Below are 23,067 nucleotides of genomic sequence, written 5' to 3'. Positions count from 1 at the left end.
AACAAGCATATCATTTATTGCGTTGCCCAATACGTTCATGCCCCAGCGCATGTAGCTAACTAGAATATGAAACGGATTATATATAGTCATATTGTATATAAGAAATTATCAATTCCTGTTTTTGCCCTTCTTTACCAAAAACTGGCCTAAAACAGAGAGAGCGGCAACATAAAGTTGCCGCTCTCTCTAGTATTCTCTTTTATTGTACACCGCCAGCTCCACCGCCGTCGCCCTGTTTGGCGTCGTCGTTTCTGATAGATTTCTTGCGGCGTGGCGGACGGTTCTGCTCCAGTTTGCCGAAGCGGTATTCAAAAGTGAGCCTGAACCCGCGGTTGTACTGGGTAACTTCAGTAGATAAGTCAAACAAGTTGCCAGGGCGTCTGCCATATTGGCTATTATCAAAGGTAAGTGCTTCTCTGAACGGATTGTCCATGCCCAGGCTAAGCGCACCTTTCTTGTCAAACAGCTCCTTCCGAATAGCCAGGTTGTGGTAAGAGAAAGACGAGAACTTACCTTGCAGAGACACTCTTGGGGCATTGAAGCCACCTGAAAACTGAGCGCTGATTCCTTTGCCAAAAGTATACCCTGAACTTACATTGATGTTGTACATGAACCCAGAGTTGGCTAGCGTAGGCGACTGCAGGTCTACGTAGTACAGGTTTACGTTTCCGTTAATGTTCCAGGCCGGAATAGGTTTAGTAGAACCTGAGAAAGACATGCCGTAGGTTTTGTTTTTTGCAATGTTGGCGAAGGTGATAGAGGTAATATCTATTTCTTCATTCGTGCCTGGGTCAATACCTCTCTCTGAAGATGATACCGACTCAATGGCGTTATCTGTTACCCGCATGTAGGCAGAAACGTTGAGCGATGTAGTTTTGAAAAAGGTGCTGTAGTTCAATTCATAGGCATCAGTGAGTTCGGCGTCTAGCTCTGGGTTACCATACACAATTACGTTGCGGCCCTGTTGCTGGCGGTAGGGGTTCAGGAAAAACAGCTGCGGCCGCTGAATACGCTGGGTAAAGCTTGCCCGCAGCTTATGGTTTTGCTTCAGGTCATACGCCAACGTAATATTCGGGATGAAATTGTCATAGTCAGCGGTGAAGTTCTGTTCGTCTTTCAGGAAATCTCCGGCCACTTCCGTGTACTCATAACGTGCCCCAAATTTTAACTGGGTCTTTTTGCCGAGGTTAAAGCCGTAGCTCAGGTAAGAGGCAATTACATCTTGCCTATAGCTGAAAATGTTGAGCGAGTCATAGTTTCTGTTTTCCTGGAAATTCTGGGTATGGTAGCGGGCATCTGAAGAAACATCACGCAGAATACCTTTGGCTCCAATTTCCAGCAGCGTGTTTTTAGGCATAGGGTGCGCATAGTCCAGCTGAAAGGTGAGTTCTTGGTTTAGCCCGTCGTTGGTGTTTCGCTGCAACGACCGCGGCGCACCGTTCTTAGAAAAGAAACCGTTGTTTACCGTGTTATCCTGATCGGTTTGGCTGTACAAAGACAGAAAAGTAAGCTCTTGCTGGGGCTTTTTGAACCGAAGTGTGTAGTCAAAGTTCACGTCCATGCTTAGGCGCTCATTTTCGTTCTTCATGCCCAGAAGAGACTCATCTGCAAAGGTACCAGTAGACACACTTTGCTGGTTAGCCCGCATTTTAAACTGGCCAGAGTTCATTCGAATACCGGCAGCCAGACTGTTGTTGTCGTTGATGTCATATTCCACCCCAAGCTGCCCGAAACCGAACTGACCGTTGGCCTTGTTCGTGCCGGTTTGGGTGCTGGTGCTTCTTACTTCATTTAAAGAGCCCGCGTAGTTCACTTGGTTCAAGTTAATTTCGCCGCGGTTATAAAAGAGGTGCGTGCCTGCCATTACGTTTACGCCTATCTTGCCTTTGCGCGCGCTCACGTTGGCATTGCCGCTGCTGGCACGGGTGCCGCCAGTTAAGGTTACGCCGCCGGTTACACCTTGCAATCCATTCTTTTTGGTAATGATGTTGATAATACCAGCGGTGCCTTCGGCATCATATTTGGCTGAGGGGCTGGTAATCACTTCCACACTTTTAATCACGTCGGCCGGTATTTGCTTTAAAGCATCGGCTACGCTACCCGCCATCATGGTAGAAGGTTTACCGTTGATAAGCACCCGCACGTTTCCGCTGCCCCGCATTTGAATGTTGCCATCCTGGTCCAGAGATACTGAAGGTACTTTCTGCATCACGTCGGCGGCGGTACCACCGGTGTTGGTAATGTCTTTTTCGGCATTGTACACCAGGCGGTCTACTTTGTCTTCAATCAGTGGTTTTTCGCCAACAACGGTTACTTCCTGCAGGCGGGTTTGGGCAGGAGCAAGATCAATGCGCAGGTTCAGTTCATTGTTGCCAGCGGAAAGGCTCAGGTTTTTTACTTCCTTGGTTTCATAGCCTACAAAACTGATATTCAGCTTGTAAGTACCGTTTGGTATTCTGTTGAGTGAGAAACGGCCTCTGTCATCGGTGATGGTGCCATCTACTGTTTTTCCGGTGGTGGTGTTCACTAAAGCAATGGTGGCAAACTCCACTGGCTTGGAGGTGGCGGAATCTAACACCACCCCGGCAATTTTACCAGTTCCTTGTGGAGCTAGCTGAGGAGCGGCAGAGGCAGCAGAGGGGGCAGGGGCTGAAGCCTGCGGACGGGGAGTATTGGGCTGATTATTTTGAGCCCATGTAGAGGCGGTGGTGGCGCAGCTTAACAGAGTTAAGAGCAAAATCTTTTTCATGATGAGTAGTTGAGGTTTCAGCTTATCCGAAGTTGGTTTTGACGCAAGGGTATGGAGAGAGCTGCCAGCAGGTATCCATTCAGAGTTCCCCGAATCGCTTCAGTTGGAGCATTAGTAGGAGGGCGCAAACGAATATTACAGTTTGGCTTATAAAAAGAAATACTTTAACAAAACATTAACAAACTTGCGGAGGTTGAGAGAATTTGGGAGGTGAAAAGGCCAGGCGAGTACCTCTATCTGTGCCATGGCAGAATATGAGCATACGCTAGAAATTATTGAGCTAATAAAAACTAAAAGAGCTGTTTTGGCGTGTTTTTTCAAAAACAGCCTGAAAACACAGCGGCACCTCAATTTATTTTGAGGTGCCGCTGTGTTTTCAATGGTGGTGCTAAAAGGAAAGCTAAATTTTAAAAGGTTTTACTTTGTCGTCCTTGGTGCGGTACTTGATTTGATCTTTCACAATTTCTAACTGCAGAAACTCTTCTGGCAAGGGTACCACGGTAACTGTCTTTTCAATAAATCCTCTTTTGGAGAATCTTCTAATCTCGTAGCAGTACAGTTGGTCGTCAACTTTGGCTACAAAAAAATTGTATTTCTGCCCCGCCATTTTTCCGGCTGCAATCTGGTCTGGCTGCGGAAACTTGAAATCGCCGCATTCGGTGCGGTCAGTATCTAAATGCGTTAGGTCTACTAAAGAGTTCAAGGTTCTTCTGGTATCAGTGTGGGCGTAGTTCTTGAAAAGCACCACATGTAACCCAAATCTGTGAGCCGAATCAGCTAGTGCCTTATGTCTGGCAGATGTTTCAGAACTTAAGGGAATGTCTTTCGCGGTGCCTGACGTATGCGTATCTAAAAAATTATCGTTTCCAGTTAATCCAACAATTTTACCTGGTGCTAAGCCTTCTAACAACTTGGTGATAGTGCCATCTTTTGTTCGTTGAAATATGCTGATGGTGGGGCTTTGGGCGTAGAGGGGCACGAATTGTAGAAAAACTTCCTCTTTCCCGTCTTTATCAATATCAAATACCTGCCATGAAACAGGCCTGATTTTCTGCACCTCCCCTTTGGCTTTAGTAGCTTCTTTGTTTTGCAGGAACTCCAGCACCTCAGCCACTTTTGGAGGAATTTCTATGTCTGCTTGTGCATAGCCGAGGTTTGCTGCGAAAAAGCAAAGTAGAAAGAGCGAAATTTTTGTACTGTATTTCATAAATGTCTGTCTTTAAAGTGCCTGAAACCTTTTGTATAGGGGTGCACGGTGCTGTAAATAGGTTTAACTACTTCAGCACTACTTGATTTACGCACAAGACAGAATTTATTTACACTTGCCTTATCATTTTAAAGCCAATTTCTGAAAAATAGGGCTAAAAGGCTTTTAAGAAGATCTACAGCACAAAGCCAAATTTGATGCCGGGGTAAACAATGAAACCAGTGTGTCCATAGTCCATTATGTTTCTGTTATACCGTATCATGTGGTAAGAGGTAGAGCTGAAACTGTGGTTATACCCAAAACATACGTACAAATCCACTAGAGTTCGGTCGGTGATAAAGCCCCCTTGGTACCCCAAATAAGCCATGGCGCCCATGCGGTAGATAGTTTCCTGAAAATCAGCATATTTGAACCTATAGTAATACAGACCATCATCTGCCAACTCTTCGGCCCAGCCGTAGTTTTGGAAAACTATATCAAACCGGTGAAGGTTGAATCCATAGGCCATGTAAAAGTTGTGGTCATACAGGTCTGCAAGGTTGCTTTGGTAGAAACGATGCTGCACCTCCGCCCCAAAACCCGTTACTCTGCCGCTGGCTTCTTTTCTATAGCTCCGCACAGTAAACTCATCGGCAAAGTGGGTGTTGCCGGTATACACCCGTGGCGAGAAGAGAATACTCTGGGTACCGCCCGCTTTCAATTGTTTTTCAATGTCAAGGTGGTATCCTTGCAGAAGCAGGTGCTGCGGGCTTATCCGAAACAGGTACTTTCCACTGGGCAAGCTGTCTGACTGTGCCTTGGCAGAAACAGAAGCGTGTAGCAAAGCAGCAGAGAACAGACAGAAAAGAAAGGATTTAAACATGATGCTGTTACCGGGGGCAAAGTGTGCTGAAAAACTTGTTCTCTTCTTTACTTTAACCCGCCGGTTCTACGGGTAAACTACTGAGTAATTCTATGGATTCACCGTTGTAGCGGTACTGGTAGAAACCGTCTGAGCCAATAACTAACAGTTGCCCGTTGTAGGGTATGACATCATAGGCATTTATCTTGAAGTGGTGTTTCAGCTGTATGTCCTGCACGTTAGAGGCATCAAAGACTTTTAAGCCGTTGTCGCACACAAAAAGAAGATTTCCGTCTACGCCCAAACCCTTGGGATTTGTCATGGGGTATCGTTTCAGCAACTGCAGAGAACGCATGTTTTGTATGTCAATGATTTGCAGCTCGTTTATGCTTTGACGGCACGTGGTGCCAGAACTAAGCGTGACATAGGCGTAACGGCCGTCGGTGACTACGGGGTCACAACTCACCACGTGCTCGTATGAAGAGACATGGGTAGGATTAGACGGATCTTGAATGCTGAGTATGCTCATTCCAGTTTGCGAACCAATAAACAGCTTATCCTGAAACGGGAAGATGGTTTCAATGCCAAAACCTAACCCCATACTCTTAGATTTAACAGGGTCTTTGGGCCGGCTAATATCAAACAGATGCAGATTGTTGTGGTCAATGGTGTAGAGGTGGTCACCGGTCACGGCAAATCTAGCCATTGATCCGCCTTGACCGGTAGTAGTGCCAGAAGTAGGAGCCACGTGTTCAGCGCCGCACGCGGACAGGAAGCAGACTAAGGCAACCGCCATGTTAATAAATACTGTTGTTGACTTCATGGCTAGTTGCTTTTTAGTTCCCAACCTACAATAATGGCATCTTTAATGGCACCACCCAGGGTAATATTGCTTTGCATATTATCAGGAGCCATTAACTGCGGGAAAACGTTTTTAACCCTCTTCGTTATTTGGGCATGCTGCACGTCTGTTATGTCTACGGCCACTAAATCAACGGCATTGTCTACAAACAACACGTTTTCTTTCACGGCAAAATCTATGCAACCCGGAACCTGCAGAAAACCTACTTTTTGGGGAGAAGATGGATTTGAGTTATCAATGAAATGTACGCCCTTGTACTGCTCGTTAATCAAGAGAAGATTACCGTATCGGTAGATTTTACCTGGTTTAGAAATAGCCCGCGCTGGTTTAAGTACCACTGATGCTTCTAGCTGGTTACGCTGCATCAAGATGGGTACATAGTTAGAAAAACCCTCTTCTTCAATTGGGGCAGGGCAGCCCCAAAGGCTAAATACCATGGCAAAAGCCAGCAAAAGGTAAAGATGCTTTTTCATACGCAGCTTGTAAAGTTGTATAATAGCTAAAATATTGAAAATAAATGATTTAAAGTGTAGTTAACAGAAACATAAACTAAAGAAACTGAAAGCTGAGCATAGCAGCATCTTTACCCTGTGAACAGGTATTTGTGTAGGTGCCTTTATAGTTAGACCATATTCAAGCCCGATACCCCTGCTAGTAGAACTAATATTTTTGCTTTCCGCGCGGAATGCCTATGTGGGAAAGAGTTTGATGAGCGGGAGCAGCTGCAGGTAAGCGTTCTTTTGGTAGCTTTACTATTGTCAGGAGCGGAGTAAAGTAAAGGCAGTTTTTGGCCTTCTTTTTCAAAAACACCTCTAAAACAAAATCCCCGCCTGATTAAGTAGAACAGGCGGGGATTTTCAAGAAATTGGTAGACCATTAATGGTTGGCCATGAGCCGAAGCACAGTGCCGTCCAGCTCCGGGGTCACCTTTATCTGGCAAGAGAGGCGGCTGCCGTCGGTCAGGTTGGGCAGATTCTCTAGCATGTACATTTCATCATCTGATGCCTCTGGCAGCTCAGGAGCCTCTATGAGTTCTACGTGGCAGGTTGCGCATAAAGCCATGCCGCCGCAGGTAGCCATAATGTCGAACTCGTTTGCTTTCAGAGCTTCCATCAGACTCAGGCCCATGTCAGTAGGCACGGGAACGGCTATGCGCTCACCGGCTTCGTTCTCTACGTAAACAGTTATGTCTTCTTGCATAGCTTAGATAGTAGGCACCCCGTTAACGGTAGTGTATTTCAGAACGAATTTCTTGTCGGGGTAAATGAAAGAGTAAGCGCTCTGAGCCATCAAAGCAGCCTCATGGAAACCACACAAGATCAGCTTCAGTTTACCTGGGTAGGTGTTGATGTCACCAATGGCATATACGCCTGGCACGTTGGTGCTATAATCAAAAGTGTTTACCACAATAGCAGATTTCTCCAGCTCCAGTCCCCAGTTTTCCAACGGACCTAATTTAGGTACCAACCCGAAAAGCGGGATAAACGCATCTACTTCCAGTTTATAAGGCTCAGCTCCGTCAGATAAAATAGTCACCGACTCCAGACCGTCTTCACTGCCGTGTACTTCGGTTACGTTAGATTTCAAGAGCAGCTTCATGTGGCCTTCCTCAGACAGACTGGTCACTTTGGCTGCAGATTCTGGGGCGCCTCTGAAGGTAGTGCCGCGGTGAACCAGAGTTAATTCTTTGGCTACATCGGCTAAGAAGATTGCCCAGTCAAGAGCAGAGTCTCCGCCACCGGCCAAAACCACACGCTTGTCGCGGTAATGCTCTGGGTCTAAGATCATGTAGGCCACGCCTTTGCCACCTTCAAAATTCTCAAGGTTTTCAATGGCAGGTTTACGTGGCTCAAAAGAACCAAGACCACCGGCAATCACCACTACTTTACAGTTTACTTCGGTCTGGCCAGAGGTGATCACTTTAAAGCTGCCGTCTTCCTGTTTCTGCAACTCTTCCACACGTTCACCTAAGGTGAAGGTAGGGTGAAAGGGCTTTATCTGCTCCATCAGGTTCTGCACCAAATCACCGGCCAGTACCATCGGGAATCCCGGGATGTCATAGATCGGTTTCTTAGGGTAGATCTCAGATAGCTGTCCGCCCACCTGAGGCAGGGCATCTATCACGTGGCACTTCATTTTCAAAAGTCCGGCTTCAAACACTGCAAACAAGCCTACCGGTCCGGCTCCTACTATGCAGATATCAGTAGTTATAGTTGACATAAAAGATAAAATGTTTCTGAATGGCAGCCTGCGTTCGTGTTGCCGCCCCTGCGCATATGGCAAAGCTAAGTATTTGTTATGCTTTGCTATTGCGCCTGCAAAGTAACATCATTTTACCCTAAAGTGTTTCCCCTGAAGCCAATTGTATTCTTGCGGCTCATAGATTAAATTGTAAATTTAGCCCCTCTAACAGTCAATTTTCTATGCTGAGCTTTATTCTTTGGGATGTTTCTCCCGATATTTTTTCGCTGGGGCCTGTTACCGTGCGCTGGTACGGTTTGCTTTTCGCCATGGCGTTTGTGCTGACTCAACCTATTGAAAAGTACATTTACCGCAAAAACGGCCGCACCGATGAAGACGTGGACATCTTGACCATGTACATGATCATTGGTACCGTTATTGGCGCGCGTTTAGGGCACTGTCTTTTTTATGACCCGGTTTATTACCTGTCTAACCCGCTTAAAATTTTCATGATTTGGGAGGGAGGCTTAGCCAGCCACGGCGGTACCATTGGTATTCTGGTGGCCCTGTACCTGTTCAGCCGCAAATACAAGTTCAACTATTTTTGGGTGCTTGACCGCATTGTAATAGTGGTAGCCATTGGTGGTGCCTGTATTAGATTAGGCAACCTCATGAACTCTGAGATAGTGGGCAAACCCACCGATGTGCCTTGGGCCTTTATTTTTCCGCGCGATGTAGAGCATTTGTCTCCGGCTACGCAGCCTTTGCCTGAGGGAGCGGCGCTGGTGCAGCGCATCAGGCAGCCAGACGGATCAGTAGAAATGGATGTAGTCAATCAGGCCACTGATTCTATTTCAAACTACTTTATGGCCGTTCCGCGCCACCCTACTCAGCTGTACGAGGCACTTTTCTGCATCTTTTTGTTTGTGTTATTGTACACCCTTTGGAAGAAAGGAGCCGGTAGAGTGACGGGTCTGCTGTTCGGTTTATTTGTGACCTTGCTGTTCTCATTCCGCTTTTTGGTAGAATTCCTGAAGGAAAATCAGGTTGCATTTGAAGATAGTCTGCCGCTGAACATGGGGCAGTGGCTGAGCATTCCGCTGGTCTTGATTGGGCTGGCCGTGCTCTTCTACGCCATACGCCAACCCCGTCAGCCCGATGAGGTAAGAGCTTAACGCTGCTGTTTTAGAGCTGCTTTTCAAAAAACAGACCCAAAACGCTTCGTCTTTGGTAATTTATTTTGCCATGGCCGAAGCGTTTTTATTTTGATTACCCATCAGAGCGAATACTTGAAGAGACTTCCTTCTTCGTTACTGATCAAAATAGTCTGGTTGTCTTTAAACGCAACCGCCTCTACCTGTCCGGTTTCCTGTAGCTCCAGAATCTTGGGTTTTTGAGACATGAACTGCGTAGAGTTCTTAGGCACTGGGTACAGGTACACTTTACCGTAGGTCAGCACCGCTAAATGACGGCCATTGGGGCTTACATCTGCGGAAGTAACCATGCCAGGAAGTTCAGTTTTAGAAATGAGCTTGGCCACGTGCGTGCCAGGTTGGTCAGGAAGTTGGTACAATTTGGCTGTTTTGGCGCTTCCGCGGTCTTTAGAAATTAGGAACAGCTTACTGTTGTACCAAAAGATGGCCTCGCAGTCAAAATTTCGATCTTTCTTGGGTATTTTACCTTCGGGTTGGTCTTGGTAGGTGTAATTGATGACTTGTGCTTTAAACCCTGCCTTTGGCGATACCTTATAAATAGACAGCGTACGTCTTTTGTTGTTGTTATTGCCCGTGTCGGCTATGTACAAATAACCTTTGGTGTCTTTCGCGAGGTCTTCCCAGTCGTTGTTCTGCGTACCCGGCACGGTGATTTGGTCTATCAATTTTCCCTTCTCGTTAATTTTGTACAGCACAGGGGCGTTGCCAGCATCATTGTGGGTCCAGTAGGTGCCGGCTTGCTCGGCCAATTCCAAACCCGAACTTTCCACTACCGGTTTTGGAAGCTTGGCTAAATGAGTAAGGTTATGCATGTTTGGTAGAGCCGGTAAGAAGCTGCTCTGTATAAACGCAGTAAAGGAAATCAACAACATTATTAAAAGGTACTGTAACCTGTGCTTCATCTTGAAAACTATTTAATGAGATAATCCCAACTAGATGATTACATGTTGGCAGGAAGTCCTTTTAACGAGCGGTGGCAGTAGATGTTGAATAGAATTAGCTAAATTTCTATCAACACACTTAGCAGAGCGGTTTTGCTTTCAACCCGAAGACATCTTTGAGGGCTTGGGCGGCGGCGTGGTAACCGCACATGCCGTGCACCCCGCCGCCCGGGGGGGTAGAGGAAGAGCAGACATAAATGCCCTTGGCCGAGGTGCGGTACGGCGAGGGGCGCAGGGCGGGTCGGGTGAAGAGTTGCCTGATGTCGATCACGCCGCCGTTGATGTCGCCGCCGATGTAGTTGGGGTTGTACGCCTCCATCTGCTGGGTATTCATGGTGTGCCGCGCCAAAATTCTTTCTCTAAAGCCCGGAGCGAAGCGCTCCACCAGCCGCTCAATGGCTTCGGTCATGTCTTTGGTGGAGCCGCCGGGCACGTGGCAGTAGGCCCAGGCGGTGTGCTTGCCCTCTGGCGCGCGCGAGGCGTCAAAGACACTTTGCTGGGCCAGCAGCACAAAAGGCTTTTCCGGATGTTGCCCGTTCCAGGTCATCTGCTCTCCGGCGGCGATTTCCTCCAAGGTATTCCCCAGGTGCACGGTGCCAGCCTGCCGGCATTCCGGCGCGGTGAAGGGAACAGGTCCGTTCAATGCCCAGTCTACCTTGAACACGCCCATGCCGTAGCGGTATTTCTCCAGCTGCCACCGGTACAGCGGGGAGAACTTGTGCCCAGCTATTTCCAGCAACTGCCGGGGCGTTACGTCCAGCAGCACCGCGTGTGAAGAAGGCAGCTGCGCCAATGAGCTTACGTGAAAGTTCGTTTCTATTTTACCGCCCAAAGAGATAAAGTAGGAGGCCAGGGCATTAGCAATGCTTTGGGAGCCGCCTTTGGGCAGAGGCCACCCGTGCAGGTGCGCCTGCGCCATGAGCACCAGACCAATGGCCGAGGTAGTCATTTTGGAGAGCGGCTGGAGCGAGTGCGCCGCCATGCCCGCCCACAGCCCCCGCGCCTCCGGGGTAGTGAAAAGCCTGTCGGCCAGAAACGTGGCAGCGGTCATGGCCTTCAGTCCAAATTTAGCCATTTTAAAAGGGTGCCTTGGCAACTGAAGCGGGCCCAGCACGTCAATGGCAATATTTGGCCAATCCCTGACAAGCGGGTCCATGAGGTTCAGGTAGGACTTTTCGTCGGTACCCAGCCGTTGAGCTGTTTCTGGGAGAGAGTGGATTAGGGTGGCGGCAGTGCCTTTGTCAAGCGGGTGCGCCGCCGCCACAGCGGGATATATGTATTCCAACCCGTGCTCGTGCAGGGGTAGCGTCTGGAAGAAAGGAGATTTGGCGGCCAGCGGGTGAATGGCCGAGCAGACATCGTGGCGGAAGCCGGGGAGCGTGAGTTCCTGCGTGCGCATGCCGCCGCCAATGGTTTCCTTAGACTCCACCAGCAGAACCGAGAGACCCGCCTCCTGCATGGCAATGGCCGCCGCCAGACCATTCGGGCCAGAGCCTACCACCACCGCATCTACCTCACGTTTTTCCATATTTACTTCAGAAGCCACTGGGCTGAATGTGCCATCTAAGGTACTACTATAGTTTTACAGGGCAAGATTCAGATTCCTGTAAAAAGAAGCGGCTCGTTCTGCTGTAGAACGAGCCGCTTTTAAGGTTGATCTCTTAATTGATCTGCAATCCAGTAGTAGGCACAAAGTCCAGCGAGACTGAGTTCATGCAATACCGCTTGCTGGTGGGAGCGGGGCCATCGTCGAACAAATGACCCAAATGGGCATCACAGCGGCCGCAAAGAACTTCAATGCGTTCCATGCCGTGCGAGAAATCATCTTTGTAGATGACGGCGTTTTTCCGGAAGGTCTCAAAAAAGCTGGGCCACCCGCAGTCACTGGCAAACTTAGCATCAGAGGCAAACAGCTTATTGCCACAGGCGGCGCAATAGTAAGTGCCCTTGCCGGTATGGTTCCAGAGCTTGCCAGTAAACGCGCGTTCCGTAGCTTGTCGGCGGGCAACTTGAAATAAGCTAGGCGGTAACACCTTTTTCCACTCGGCATCAGACACGTGCAGTTTGGTAGTGTCAGTGCGGGAGTAATAAGGGTTGTTTGGGTGCTGCGCGTTGGTGGCTACTGCTTGAGTAGGTACTACAGAAGTGCTAGCAGCCGGACTGGTAGAAGTATCTGAAGTACTTTGGCAGCTATAAAATGGTATCAGAAATAAGATAGAAAGCAAAAAAGCACGGCTCATGTAAACAGAATTAATAAGTAAAGAGTGGGGCAACTGCAACTGAAACAGATAAACGAGAGAAAATGGTTCTGTATTGGGTAGAGTGGTTCATCCCATTTCATCTATTTAGCAGCCCCCGAAATTCTATGCAAAAACAGTGCCTTTCAGGCGATGCATTTCCACTTCCTTTACACCCCAATGTCCTCGTTCCAGAGCTGCGGTTTCTCCTGAATAAATCTCTGCATCAGGTCATAACATTCCTGATTGTCTACCACCGTAACATCTACTCCACGTGATTTTAGCAATTCCTCTTCGCCCATAAAAGTTTTGTTTTCGCCTATCACCACCTTTGGTATGCCGTAGAGCAGAATGGTGCCGGAGCACATAGGGCAAGGCGATAAAGTAGTGTACAGCACACTCTCTTGGTATACTTTGGCAGGCTGACGGCCCGCGTTTTCCAAGGCATCCATTTCGCCGTGCAGAATAGGGCTGCCGTTCTGCACCCGCTTATTGTGGCCGCGGCCAATAATTTTGCCGTTGTGTACCAGCACTGAGCCAATAGGTATGCCGTCCTCGCTATATCCTTTCTGTGCTTCTTCTAAGGCAGCTTGTAAAAATTCGTCCATGGTTTTGATGGTTAATGGGGTTTAACAATTTTAAAGTAAAGAGAAACAATAATCAAACTGATCATACCAGCCGAAATAACCGGAATAGACAAGTGGTAAAGGCTTTGGGTATCTAATCCGCTCCCAATATTTGCTCTTACGGTTAACACCGCCATTACGCCGCACAGCAAACCAACCCAGTACGTAAGCAGACTAGCAAGGGAAAGTATTTCTCTTATGGGGTTCTTCCGGAGCCTAAAGACAAAAAACAGAATTATAGCCAAGCCAATGACAGACGAAACAGTTTGTAGCACCTCAAACAGATACAACTTATCTTCTCCGCCTGACAACTCCATCTCTAGAAATGGGAGCAATTGCACACCACGACCATCTTTATGAGTAAAGCTATCCCAGAGAATGTGGGAAATAGTTCCCGCCAACAAGGATAGAACTACCACAAAGTACTGTTTCCTGAAGTATTTCCACCAGTTAAAGTCTAAAAGCCTGATAAACCGTTGGCGCACAAAAACTGGGGAGTGTTTCACAAGGGTATCACGGATGACTAAGTGGAAAAGGAAAGCCAAAACAAGACCGAGCGGCAAATTGAAGTAAAAAATACTGCGCCAAGTGTGGCTGTAGGGGTCTTCGGTGCTCATTCTGATGAACTTCTCAAAATCAGGAGTCATGCTTCCCACAATCAAACCCGTGGCGGAGCGCCAGCGTTGGGGCAACGCAAGGATTGGCAAAACCGCGGCTGGGTGAGAAAAGGTAAAAGGCATGAATTTTTGAACTCCTAAAAAGCAACAGTAACCAACATAGTACGGGCACGCATAGTTTGTGATTCGGCTTCTTTTCAGGAAAAGAAAACACATTCTTAAAGTACGTTTTTACCCTCTTTTTTGAAAAGTAGCTCTAAAACGCAAATCGTGTTAAAGCAAAAAAAGAATTACTACGGCAATGGATCATACCCGTGCCCGCCCCAGGGGTGGCAGCGGCCAATGCGGTTCAGCGCCAGCCAACCACCTTTGTACGGTCCGTATTTGGTGATAGCCTGGTGAGCATAGGCCGAGCAGGTGGGCGTAAACCGACAGCTGCCGGGGGTGAGCGGCGAAATGGTGTAGCGGTAAATCCACACCAAGCCCAGGAAGAGGTGCCGGAAAAACCAGCGAATTAAACCCATAGTGCCGCCAATTTCGTTAAAAAACTCAAAACATACTTGAAGCCTTCAAACAAACACCCATTATGCTTAAAAAAGTTTACAGTATCCTGCTGACCATCAGCTTGATGTTGCCGTTTACCGTACGCGCCGATGAGGGCATGTGGTTGCCGCTGCTCATTAAGCGCCTGAACTACGTGGATATGCAGAAACAAGGGCTGCAGCTCACCGCCGAGGAAATTTACAGCGTGAACAACTCCAGCCTGAAAGATGCCATTGTGCAGTTCGGTGGTTTTTGTACCGGTGAGTTCATATCGTCGGAGGGGTTGCTGCTCACAAACCACCATTGCGGATATGACGCCATTGCCGCCAACTCCACGCCAGAAAACAATTACCTTAAAGACGGTTTCTGGGCCATGACCCGCGAACAGGAAAGAAAGAACGAAGGACTGTTTGTAGACATTCTGGTGCGCATGGAAGATGTGACGGGACAGGTGCTGCAAGGCATTACGCCCCAAACCGCCGAAGAGGAGCGGGGGAAACTGGTGGGGGAGCGAATGAGAAGCTTAGCCGATGCAGCCAAGAACAACGGCCAATACGTGACCTACGTGCGCGATTTCTTCAACGGAAACGAATTTTACCTGTTCGTGTACGAGCGCTTTAATGATGTGCGTCTGGTAGGCGCTCCGCCGGAAAGCATAGGTAAATTCGGTGGCGACACCGACAACTGGATGTGGCCCCGTCACACCGGCGACTTCTCTCTTTTTAGGGTGTACATGGGTCCTGACGGAAAGCCAGCCCCTTACTCACCGCAAAACCTACCGTACAAGCCCAAGCACCACCTGCCAATTTCTATGAGTAATGTGCAGGAAGGTGATTTCTCTATGGTGTTCGGATTTCCGGGCCGCACCACGCGCTTTATGACAGGTTCGGGTTTGGCCATGGCGGTTGAACAGTCTAACCCAGCGCGCATTAAACTACGCGAGCGCCGTTTGGCCATCATGAAAGAAGCCATGGATGCCTCACCAGCCAACCGACTGAAACTAGCCTCAGAGTACGCCAGCATCAGCAATTACTACAAATACTTTATAGGGCAGAACGAGGGCATAAAGCGCATGAAGACGCTGGATAAAAAAGCCACGGAAGAACAGGTTTTTCAAACTTGGGCCAGCGCTGACCCCAACAGAAAGAACCTCTACGGCAGCGCCTTGTCAGATATCAATGCCTCATACGCCAATCAGCGCAAATACAATTTGGCCAGCATTTATCGCACCGAGGCAGCTCTGGCGCCCCAACTCATGTCGCATGCCTACCAATACACGCCCCTGTACAACTTACTCAAAGAAGGGAATGTAGATCAAACACGTTTGAAACAGTTGGTAGAAGCGTACAAAGGAATGAACAATGAGTTCTACGAGAACTATTTGGCCACTACCGACCAGCGCATGTTTGCTGAACTCATGCAGATGTTCTTCAATGATGTGCCGAAGGAGCAGCACGGCGAGATTTTCAAAGACCTGAGAAGTAAATACAACAATAACTTCCAAAAGTGGGCGGCAGATGTCTACAGTAAATCCTTTTTGTCTTCTGCAGCAAAAGCCAATGCTTTTCTAGCAAATCCAACCCAAAAGGCGATGGAGAATGACCCAGCGTTTAAAGTGTTGCTGGCGGTGCAGCAAAATCATCAGCAGAACATCTTGCCTAAGCTGAACGAAGCTCAGGCCGCTCTGAATCGCGCCAACCGACTGTACGTGGCTGGTTTGCGCGAAATGAATCCTGACAAAGTGTATTATCCTGATGCTAATTCTACCTTGAGGTTAAGCTTCGGGACGGTACAAGGCTACGAACCACGCGACGGTGTGAAATATAAGTACTACACCACCATGGAGGGAATTGCCGAAAAAGCAGATCCGGAAGATGAAGAATTCCTTGTGCCGGACAAACTGCTAAAACTTTACGAGCAGAAAGATTACGGACGCTACGGGCAAAACGGAGAGCTACGCGTTGCCTTCATCACCAACAATGACATTACCGGCGGTAACTCCGGCTCACCAGTGATCAACGGGCGGGGCGAGCTAATGGGCTTAGCTTTTGATGGTAACTGGGAAGCCATGACCGGCGACTTAGTCTTTGACCCTGAGTACAAGCGCTGCATTAACGTTGACATCAAATACGTGCTGTTCATCATTGACAAGTTTGCCGGAGCCGGTCACTTAGTGCAGGAAATGACGCTGGTAAGCAACGGAAACCCCAATGTCACCTTCAATCCTGCCATCAACGACATTAAAATGGACGGCAAAATTGAAGTAGAAACGGAAGATGCCCAGATCAAAATCAAGAAGAAAGGCAACGAAACCAAGATCAAGAAAGAAGTGAAAGGGAAGAAGAAATTCCGTTTATGGCCTTTTTCTTGAAAAACAGCTCCAAAACGCCCAGAGCCATCTGGGCGTTTTTTATGAATAATTTTGGCGTTCTACGGGGTTTGATCGTTTTCAATGTTTTCTATGGCGCAAGCGTCCGCTTGTGTCCACAATGATTTGCTGATCTGGAATGAATGCAGAGGTTTTTATAATTCTATTTGCAGTGGACATAGCAAAGTACTTTCTCACATTTTCCCCACTGCCTGTTCTTGCACTGCTTTTTTGTTGACTTGGCTATAGCCGTGCATTGCGGGTTATAACTCTCTGCCTCTACGTTTGAAGACGGTGCTGCAAAAGAGAACAGAAAGCCAAAACAGACTACCGCAGAAAGATTAATGATTGATTTTTTCATAGGTGTAGACGAGATGAGGCTGAAAGAACAATACAAGTTAATGAAATTTTTCAAAGCCAGCATAGCACCATTTCAGGATTTCGCGTAGAACCAAAATGCCACCAGAACCAGTTGCCTATGCTGCATGCTCTACGGATTTTAACGGCTTTCCTCTTATTTCTCAATGCTTTACAGGTACATGCCCAGATTTATAATGCGCCGGCTGGAGCCAGAGCGGCTGGTTTGGGTGGCGCATCTGTCACCTTGCCTGATGTGTGGGCGCTGAGTAATAATACCGCTGGCATAGCTGCTTTACAACAGCCAGCAGTTGGTGCTTTTGCTTACAACCGTTTCTTCATTCCTGAACTTTCTACGGTGGGTTTACTGGCTGTTTTGCCAACCGTTAAGTTTGGTACTTGGGGGCTGGATCTCCAGAGGTTTGGTGGGGAGTTGTACAATGAGCAGCGGCTGGGTCTAGGATTGGCGCATCAGCTGGGGGTGGTGCGGTTAGGAGTGAAGGCCGATGTAATGCAGGTGCGGGTAAAAGAATGGGGCAGCCGCAAAGCCGTAGCGCTAAGCATGGGCGGCAGTCTGAGGTGGTACCGGGGCTGGTATTCGGGGCGCACATCTTTAACCTGAACCAAGCCAAGCTGGCTGAGTTTGAAGACGAACGGGTGCCAACGCTCATGAAGATTGGGTTGAGTTACAAAGCCGCGGCTAAAGTATTGCTGGTAGTGGAGGCGGAGAAAGAGCTGGAGTTTCCGGCGGCGGTGAAAGGTGGCATTGAATACAGAGTAGTGCCAGCTTTGGGTCTGCGCACGGGTTTCCATTCAGGTACGCGTTCCGGTACGGCAGGCGTGGATGTGGTGTTTAAGCAGTTTCAGGTGGCGTACGCACTGGGAGCTCAGAACAATTTAGGCGTTAGCAACTACCTTTCTGTTTCATATTCGTGGGAGGATAAGCCATGAAAGTGCGTTTTTGGCTTGTTTTTCTGATTTTAGGTCTAAAACAGCTTGCTCTTGCCCAAGAAGTGCCCAAGCCGCCGGTAGATGTGGAGCTGCTGGTGCAGGAACTGTTCGGGCAGCAAACCGATGAAGTCACCACCGATTATGAAGATGTCTACGAGACACTGCTGCAGTATTACCGTCAGCCGCTAGACCTAAACCGCGCCACCCGTGAGGAGCTGCGCGGCCTGTGGCTTCTCTCTGAAGCACAGATCTCGGCGTTGCTGCAACACATCTCTGAAAACGGACGACTCCTGAGTTTGTATGAACTACAGAGCATTCCTTACTTTGACCTGCTCACCATCCGGCGGTTGATTCCTTTTGTGACAGTACAGGCCTTGGGGCAGCAAGGGGTAATGAGTTGGAGAGACCGCTTGAAAAGAGCAGACAACCACTCGCTGCTGCTCCGCTATGACCGCACCCTGCAAGAGCGCCGCGGCTACACCCCGCCTGAAGGCCGTTCCACCACCCGCTACTTGGGTTCGCCAGACAAATACCTGCTGCGCTATCGGCTTAGTCACCCGCGCGATTTCAGTTTTGGCGTTACCGCCGAAAAAGACGCCGGTGAACAGTTTGGCTGGAATTCAGAACAACGGCTTTATGGCTTTGATTTTTATTCGGCGCATGCCCAGCTTTATGACCGCGGTCAGTTTAAAACCATTGCCGTTGGCGATTACCAGCTTCAGATAGGGCAGGGGCTGTTGCTGTCCAGCGGGTTTAGCGTGGGCAAAGGTGGCGAGACCATTACCACCGTCCGGCGTAGCCAGCTAGGCATTAGGCCCCACACCTCTACCTTAGAAACCAACTTCTTTCGGGGAGCCGCCGCCACGCACCGATGGCAACGTTTGGAAACCACCGTTTTCTACTCAAACCGTAGAGTAGATGCCTCTGTGTCAGGAGCCTTGCCGGAAGATACCACCGTGCTACTGCTGGGCGGACTGCAAACCTCTGGCCTGCACCGCACGCCCACTGAATTTGCGAACCGGCAGCGTGCCCGTGAGCAGGTAATTGGAACTGATGTGACGTACCGTAACCCAAGGCAAACGTTGAGTGTGGGGCTTACTGCGCTGCATACTTCCTTTGACATGGCGCTGGAGAAACGTCCGGAGCTATACAATCTATACAGTTTCAGCGGACGCTCCTTGGCTGGTGTGGGGTTGCACTACAGTTACCTGTGGCAGAACATAAATTTCTTCGGTGAAACGGCACAGTCGGGTAATGGTGGGGTAGGAACGGTAAACGGTGTTCTAGCCAGTCTGTCTGAGCGGGTGGAGGTGGCTTTGTTGTACCGGCATTATGCCAAAGATTTTCAGACGTTTTATGGCGGTGCCTTCGGCGAAGGAAGCAGAAATCAGAATGAGAGCGGCCTGTACACAGGGCTGAAGCTGAAAATCAGCAGCCGCTGGCAACTCACCGCCTACTATGACCGCTTTCGTTTCCGCTGGCTCCGCTACAGAGTAGACGCCCCTTCAGACGGCGAAGATTACCTTCTGCGCCTTCAGTTCATGCCCAACCGTAACACGCTGCTTTACGGACAGTACCAGCACGAACGAAAAGCCCGCAATGAAACTGTTTCAGGAGAGGCCTTCCGGCTGGTGAACGATTACTTTTCGCACCGCTTTCTGCTGTTACTAGACCTGAACCCAGAGTCTAGACTTCGGTTCAGATCAAGAGTGCAGATGAGCCGCTTCCGGCAAACTGGCCCTGCCCGCACCGGTTATTTTATGGCGCAGGATGTGAGTTGGGCACGGAACTACACCCGCCTCAGTGCCCGCTACGCCCTCTTCGACACCGATGACTATGACACCCGCCAATACGCAGCCGAACAAGATGTACTGTACGCTTTCTCCATTCCGGTTTTCTTTGGAAGAGGCACGCACGTGTATTTGTTGGCTCAGCAACGCCTCACCCGCCACCTTGACTTTTGGGCGAAGATAAGCTACACCCGTTACAGGGGGCAAGATACAGTGAGTTCTGGTCTAGAAGAAATTCAAGGCCCAGAAAGAACCGACGTGCGGGTGCAGGTGCGTTACCGTTTTTGAGCTGGTTTTGGGAAAATAGAGCTAAAACACCTTTTGCTAATCTATTATTGTTCTACCTCAGGTGCTACTGTATCAGCAACCGGACCTACCACAAAATCATAGGTTGGGAAATAGCCTGGCTCAACTAAATAAAAGTAGATGAATCTGTCTTGAGGCAGAGAAACAATCTGTTTCCGGTCAAATGATCTAATATGTTTTACGGGGTAAGGGAAGTGTTCAATGGCTATTTCCCTAGATGAGATAAGAAGAACAGGCTTATTGTTTTTCTGCGCCCATACCTTCGCCCACTGTAAGTTCTGGTAAGGAGTTAACTTATTTTCTATGGTCATGTCTAAGTCATAGAACGTGACGTATTCCCCCCTTGATAAATTGAAGATTGGTTTACCTGAATATGCGGTAATGGTTGAAGATGGAAATTCTTCAGTAGTGGCTAACAAATAGTCAGGAAAGTGTTTCTCCAGATAAGCGGTTGCTTCTTTTGCCGGGTAGAAAGAATAGTTGTATTCAATGTACAAGGCATAAATTCCACAAAGAAATTGCGTGATAGTAGTAAACAGCAGCAGATAGTTTAAAATACCCACCCTGACGTTGGCTGGGAAAAGTTCTTTTGGTTTTAAAGACGGTGTGTAGGTGCGGTAATGGGTGGCTATCCAGAGAATGGCTACGGTAAACAGAAAAAAGTGAGCATGGTGCCTCAGAGAAAGCCCGAACTTAAAAGCAAAGAAGTAGTAAAGCCCCGCAAATAATAGAAGTATGCATAAGAGGAGTTGTTTAGGTCTGATGGTAAGTAAAAGCAACAGTACAAGTAGCAAAGAAAGCGGTATTTCAACCTTTGTTCTTAAATAAGAAGTGTTCCAGAATTGTATCAGGAACTCCGGCACTGGAAAAAATGCTTGCCACACGCGTGTACTGGCCTGTTGTATCTTGTAGGGGTCCCAAATATGCCCATGGGCGAAGCCAAGAAAATGGGTGATGCTCCAAAACGAGACACCGCAGCCAACCAGCCAGAGCAACACACCCAAGCCTATTCTTTTTGCGTTTACTTTTTGGAAGGCTGGTACCGTTTCAGTAGGCCAAAGCGCCTCAGCAAACAGGAGAAGGCCCATTGCTCCAGAAAAATACAAACCAAATAGGTGTGTTTGCGCATTCAATGCCAATAGGAAGATATAGGCGTACCAGTGAGAAAAGCGTTTTTGGTAGAAGGCACAAACCAGAAACATAGTAAATATTTCTGGAGCGTAAAGCCTGCTGATTAACCCATATTCATATACTCCATAGTAGCCAAAACAGAATAAGAGCCGAATGAGCCAATGAAAAGGAGCATAACGAAGAAAGACGAAAACAAAGCCCACTGAAAAAAAGAAGTGGCTAATCTTTAAGGCCTGAAGGTTATCAGTGAACCGGGTAATCACATACAGCAGACTGTACCATAGGTTGGGGTGTCCCTCAAAACGTTTGTTGTGCAGCAGGTCTGTATAGGAGTCACTGTAGAGTGCCAGCAGCCAAGGTTCCGTCTCGTCTGGCCAAAGCTCATGGAACGGCAAAAGCCATATCAGCAGCAGACCATACAGAAAAGTAAAGAGCAGAGCGAATTTCTGGTTTGATAAGCGCATTGGGCTACTTCCTGTCTGTGGACTGTTCATGGTACTCTTGCTCGGTATTGACCTCCCAAATGTTGGTTTTATCCATGCGACCAGCAGCAATGTTTTCAACGGCCAACATGGCAGTGAGCATAGAATGGTCTTGGTTATTATATTTATGCATGCCGTTGCGGCCCACCAAAAACAGGTTCTCTATCTGATCTAAAAAAGCCTGCACCTTCGGGAACTCAGAATAAGTGCCGAAATAGGCAGGATAAGCTTTGGGCATTTTTACCACGGTGCCATCTAGCACCTGATCAGCGGTGATGATTCCTAGCTTTTGTAGTTCCTCTACCGCTAACTGCTTCAGTTCATCATCCTGCATGTGCCAAAGGGCGTCCTCCTCCTGGCAAAAGTACTCAACACCGATCCATACTTTGTTGGGGTCAGACACCAGGTAAGGGCTCCAGTTATTGAACAGCTGCAACCTGCCCGCCTGCACATCGGGCTCCTGAATGTAAATCCAATTGTCTTGTATGAGTGAGCCAGCCTCAGGAGTAATAGTAAGTTTATTCAGCAGCAGTCCTACAGAGATAAAATTCCGGTAGGGGAGCCCTTCTGATATTGTTTTAACTTCAGCCGGAACAGCATTACCCAAGGCTCTTATCAAGCTTCTGATGGGCATGGTGGAAATAATGTAATCTGGCGAAACCTGATACGTTTCCCCGGTTGTAGTCTGTAAAATAGTAGCTGAAACAATTCGGTTTTCTTCCAGTTCCAGACCCACCACCTTCTGGTTCAAGTGTACTTCGCCCCCTTGTTCTCTTACTTTATGAGTTACCACTTCCCACAAATGACCTGGACCCAATTTAGGATACAGAAACTGCTCAATAAGAGAGGTTTCGGTTTCTTTCTGGGTGAAATCAGTGGAAGACGGAGTGAACTGCTGTTTTAGGAAATGCTTGGCGGCCTCAGTGATAGACAAGGCTTTTATGCGTTGGGCACCCCATTCGGCACTAATCTGCTGGCAAGGTACTCCCCATACTTTTTCAGTATAAGCTTTGAAAAAGGTTTGATATAAATGCTTGCCGAAGCGGTTAATAAAAAACTCCTCCAGGTTCTTTTCTTCCTTTATAGGCCGCGCTACCTGTTTCAGATAGCTAAAAACAGCTTTTACAGTCCAACCTAGGCCTAATTGAGAGAGTGTAGAAAAAGTAAAGGAAAGCGGATAGTCAAAGAACTTACGCCTGAAGAATATTCTGGATTTTCGCTGCCGCAACAGCATGACGTTATCAGATGTATTTTTATCTGAGGAAGACACTACAGGAACAGCTCTGCTCTTGCCTTGGTAAGATAGTTCCCCAACCGATTGTCCGGGCTCTAACTGCAGGGGCAATATCTGCAACCACCAATCCATTACTCTGTCTGATTTAGAGAAAAACCGGTGCCCACCAATATCCATACGGTTCCCTTTGTAGTTGATGGTAGCCGAAATACCGCCAATGCGGTCTGTGGCCTCCACTATGTACGGATGTACCGATGTTTGCTGCAGAAATTCATAAGCCGCCGTTAAGCCGGCCGGACCAGCCCCAATAATAAGAGCGGTTGAGGAAGAAGGCATAGAAGCAGGTTGATTCTGTTCAAAGTTAACAGATAGAATTTTAACAGTGTGTGTTGTTATGGGGCTTTGCCTTTTATAAAAAAGCATAATTACT

At 48.2% G+C, this 23,067-nt stretch carries 20 protein-coding genes; 5 read left to right on the top strand and 15 right to left on the bottom strand.

Annotated features, from left to right (window positions below; all coding sequences use genetic code 11):
• Positions 1-199: 199 nt before the first annotated feature.
• The 7 genes from A8O23_RS04430 to A8O23_RS04400 all read right to left on the bottom strand — a co-directional run bounded on the left by A8O23_RS04430 (position 200) and on the right by A8O23_RS04400 (position 7,879).
• Entirely contained in the window at positions 200-2,749 is a 2,550-nt protein-coding gene (locus tag A8O23_RS04430; RefSeq protein ID WP_074988321.1) for a TonB-dependent receptor domain-containing protein, read from the bottom strand.
• A 400-nt stretch (positions 2,750-3,149) separates the two neighbouring features.
• A complete protein-coding gene (locus tag A8O23_RS04425; RefSeq protein WP_066617266.1) occupies positions 3,150-3,956 on the bottom strand; it encodes a hypothetical protein in 807 nt (268 codons plus the stop codon).
• Positions 3,957-4,131: 175 nt separating this feature from the next.
• Positions 4,132-4,818 (bottom strand): hypothetical protein, encoded by a 687-nt coding sequence (locus A8O23_RS04420; RefSeq protein ID WP_066617264.1) that lies wholly within the window; start codon positions 4,816-4,818, stop codon positions 4,132-4,134.
• A gap of 52 nt (positions 4,819-4,870) precedes the next feature.
• A complete protein-coding gene (locus tag A8O23_RS04415; RefSeq protein WP_066617262.1) occupies positions 4,871-5,620 on the bottom strand; it encodes an LVIVD repeat-containing protein in 750 nt (249 codons plus the stop codon).
• Positions 5,621-5,622: 2 nt separating this feature from the next.
• Positions 5,623-6,132: an LVIVD repeat-containing protein gene (locus A8O23_RS04410; protein ID WP_066617257.1), complete on the bottom strand. Its 510-nt coding sequence runs from the start codon at positions 6,130-6,132 to the stop codon at positions 5,623-5,625.
• A 403-nt stretch (positions 6,133-6,535) separates the two neighbouring features.
• The gene (locus A8O23_RS04405; protein ID WP_066617255.1) at positions 6,536-6,859 is read right to left on the bottom strand and encodes a 2Fe-2S iron-sulfur cluster-binding protein; all 324 of its coding nucleotides are present in this window, start codon (positions 6,857-6,859) and stop codon (positions 6,536-6,538) included.
• Between the two features lie 3 nt (positions 6,860-6,862).
• Positions 6,863-7,879 (bottom strand): NAD(P)/FAD-dependent oxidoreductase, encoded by a 1,017-nt coding sequence (locus A8O23_RS04400; protein ID WP_066618255.1) that lies wholly within the window; start codon positions 7,877-7,879, stop codon positions 6,863-6,865.
• Between the two features lie 203 nt (positions 7,880-8,082).
• Between A8O23_RS04400 and lgt the strand changes: the two genes are divergently transcribed.
• The gene (gene lgt, locus A8O23_RS04395; protein ID WP_066617253.1) at positions 8,083-9,015 is read left to right on the top strand and encodes a prolipoprotein diacylglyceryl transferase; all 933 of its coding nucleotides are present in this window, start codon (positions 8,083-8,085) and stop codon (positions 9,013-9,015) included.
• 101 nt (positions 9,016-9,116) lie between these two features.
• Here the strand turns inward: lgt and A8O23_RS04390 are convergent, their stop codons facing one another.
• From A8O23_RS04390 to yidD, 6 genes are all read right to left on the bottom strand, one after another.
• Complete coding sequence (locus A8O23_RS04390; RefSeq protein ID WP_153042071.1) at positions 9,117-9,866, bottom strand: NHL repeat-containing protein; 750 nt, start codon at positions 9,864-9,866, stop codon at positions 9,117-9,119.
• A gap of 208 nt (positions 9,867-10,074) precedes the next feature.
• Positions 10,075-11,523, bottom strand: a complete 1,449-nt coding sequence (locus A8O23_RS04385) for a phytoene desaturase family protein (RefSeq protein ID WP_066617247.1) — start codon at positions 11,521-11,523, stop codon at positions 10,075-10,077.
• A gap of 133 nt (positions 11,524-11,656) precedes the next feature.
• Positions 11,657-12,235: a peptide-methionine (R)-S-oxide reductase MsrB gene (msrB, locus tag A8O23_RS04380; protein ID WP_066617246.1), complete on the bottom strand. Its 579-nt coding sequence runs from the start codon at positions 12,233-12,235 to the stop codon at positions 11,657-11,659.
• A gap of 167 nt (positions 12,236-12,402) precedes the next feature.
• The gene (locus A8O23_RS04375; RefSeq protein ID WP_066617245.1) at positions 12,403-12,840 is read right to left on the bottom strand and encodes a nucleoside deaminase; all 438 of its coding nucleotides are present in this window, start codon (positions 12,838-12,840) and stop codon (positions 12,403-12,405) included.
• Positions 12,841-12,851: 11 nt separating this feature from the next.
• Positions 12,852-13,598: a DUF4184 family protein gene (locus tag A8O23_RS04370; RefSeq protein ID WP_066617242.1), complete on the bottom strand. Its 747-nt coding sequence runs from the start codon at positions 13,596-13,598 to the stop codon at positions 12,852-12,854.
• A gap of 170 nt (positions 13,599-13,768) precedes the next feature.
• Positions 13,769-13,999, bottom strand: coding sequence for a membrane protein insertion efficiency factor YidD (yidD, locus tag A8O23_RS04365; RefSeq protein WP_066617239.1), 231 nt, complete (start codon positions 13,997-13,999; stop codon positions 13,769-13,771).
• A gap of 62 nt (positions 14,000-14,061) precedes the next feature.
• Here yidD and A8O23_RS04360 point away from each other — a divergent pair, with 62 nt between their 5' ends.
• The 4 genes from A8O23_RS04360 to A8O23_RS04340 all read left to right on the top strand — a co-directional run bounded on the left by A8O23_RS04360 (position 14,062) and on the right by A8O23_RS04340 (position 19,772).
• Positions 14,062-16,389 carry a S46 family peptidase gene (locus A8O23_RS04360; protein ID WP_066617236.1) on the top strand — a complete coding sequence of 776 codons (2,328 nt, stop codon included), beginning with the start codon at positions 14,062-14,064 and terminating at the stop codon, positions 16,387-16,389.
• 475 nt (positions 16,390-16,864) lie between these two features.
• Entirely contained in the window at positions 16,865-17,365 is a 501-nt protein-coding gene (locus A8O23_RS04350) for a hypothetical protein (RefSeq protein WP_066617230.1), read from the top strand.
• Positions 17,275-17,694, top strand: coding sequence for a hypothetical protein (locus A8O23_RS04345; protein WP_153042070.1), 420 nt, complete (start codon positions 17,275-17,277; stop codon positions 17,692-17,694). The genes A8O23_RS04350 and A8O23_RS04345 overlap by 91 nt, the downstream gene beginning before the upstream one ends.
• On the top strand, positions 17,691-19,772 hold the full coding sequence (locus A8O23_RS04340; protein WP_066617224.1) for a ComEA family DNA-binding protein: 2,082 nt from the start codon (positions 17,691-17,693) through the stop codon (positions 19,770-19,772). The genes A8O23_RS04345 and A8O23_RS04340 overlap by 4 nt, the downstream gene beginning before the upstream one ends.
• A 44-nt stretch (positions 19,773-19,816) precedes the next feature.
• Here the strand turns inward: A8O23_RS04340 and A8O23_RS04335 are convergent, their stop codons facing one another.
• Together A8O23_RS04335 and A8O23_RS04330 are read right to left on the bottom strand one after the other, a co-directional pair.
• Complete coding sequence (locus A8O23_RS04335) at positions 19,817-21,415, bottom strand: hypothetical protein (RefSeq protein ID WP_066617222.1); 1,599 nt, start codon at positions 21,413-21,415, stop codon at positions 19,817-19,819.
• Complete coding sequence (locus A8O23_RS04330) at positions 21,390-22,973, bottom strand: NAD(P)/FAD-dependent oxidoreductase (RefSeq protein WP_066617220.1); 1,584 nt, start codon at positions 22,971-22,973, stop codon at positions 21,390-21,392. The genes A8O23_RS04335 and A8O23_RS04330 overlap by 26 nt, the downstream gene beginning before the upstream one ends.
• Between the last annotated feature and the right edge of the window lie 94 nt (positions 22,974-23,067).

This window comes from Rufibacter roseus, assembly GCF_001647285.1.
In the GTDB taxonomy this organism is placed as follows: domain Bacteria; phylum Bacteroidota; class Bacteroidia; order Cytophagales; family Hymenobacteraceae; genus Nibribacter; species Nibribacter roseus.
The sequence above is the reverse complement of the archived record's forward strand: the minus strand, read 5'-3'. Positions and strand labels throughout refer to the sequence as shown.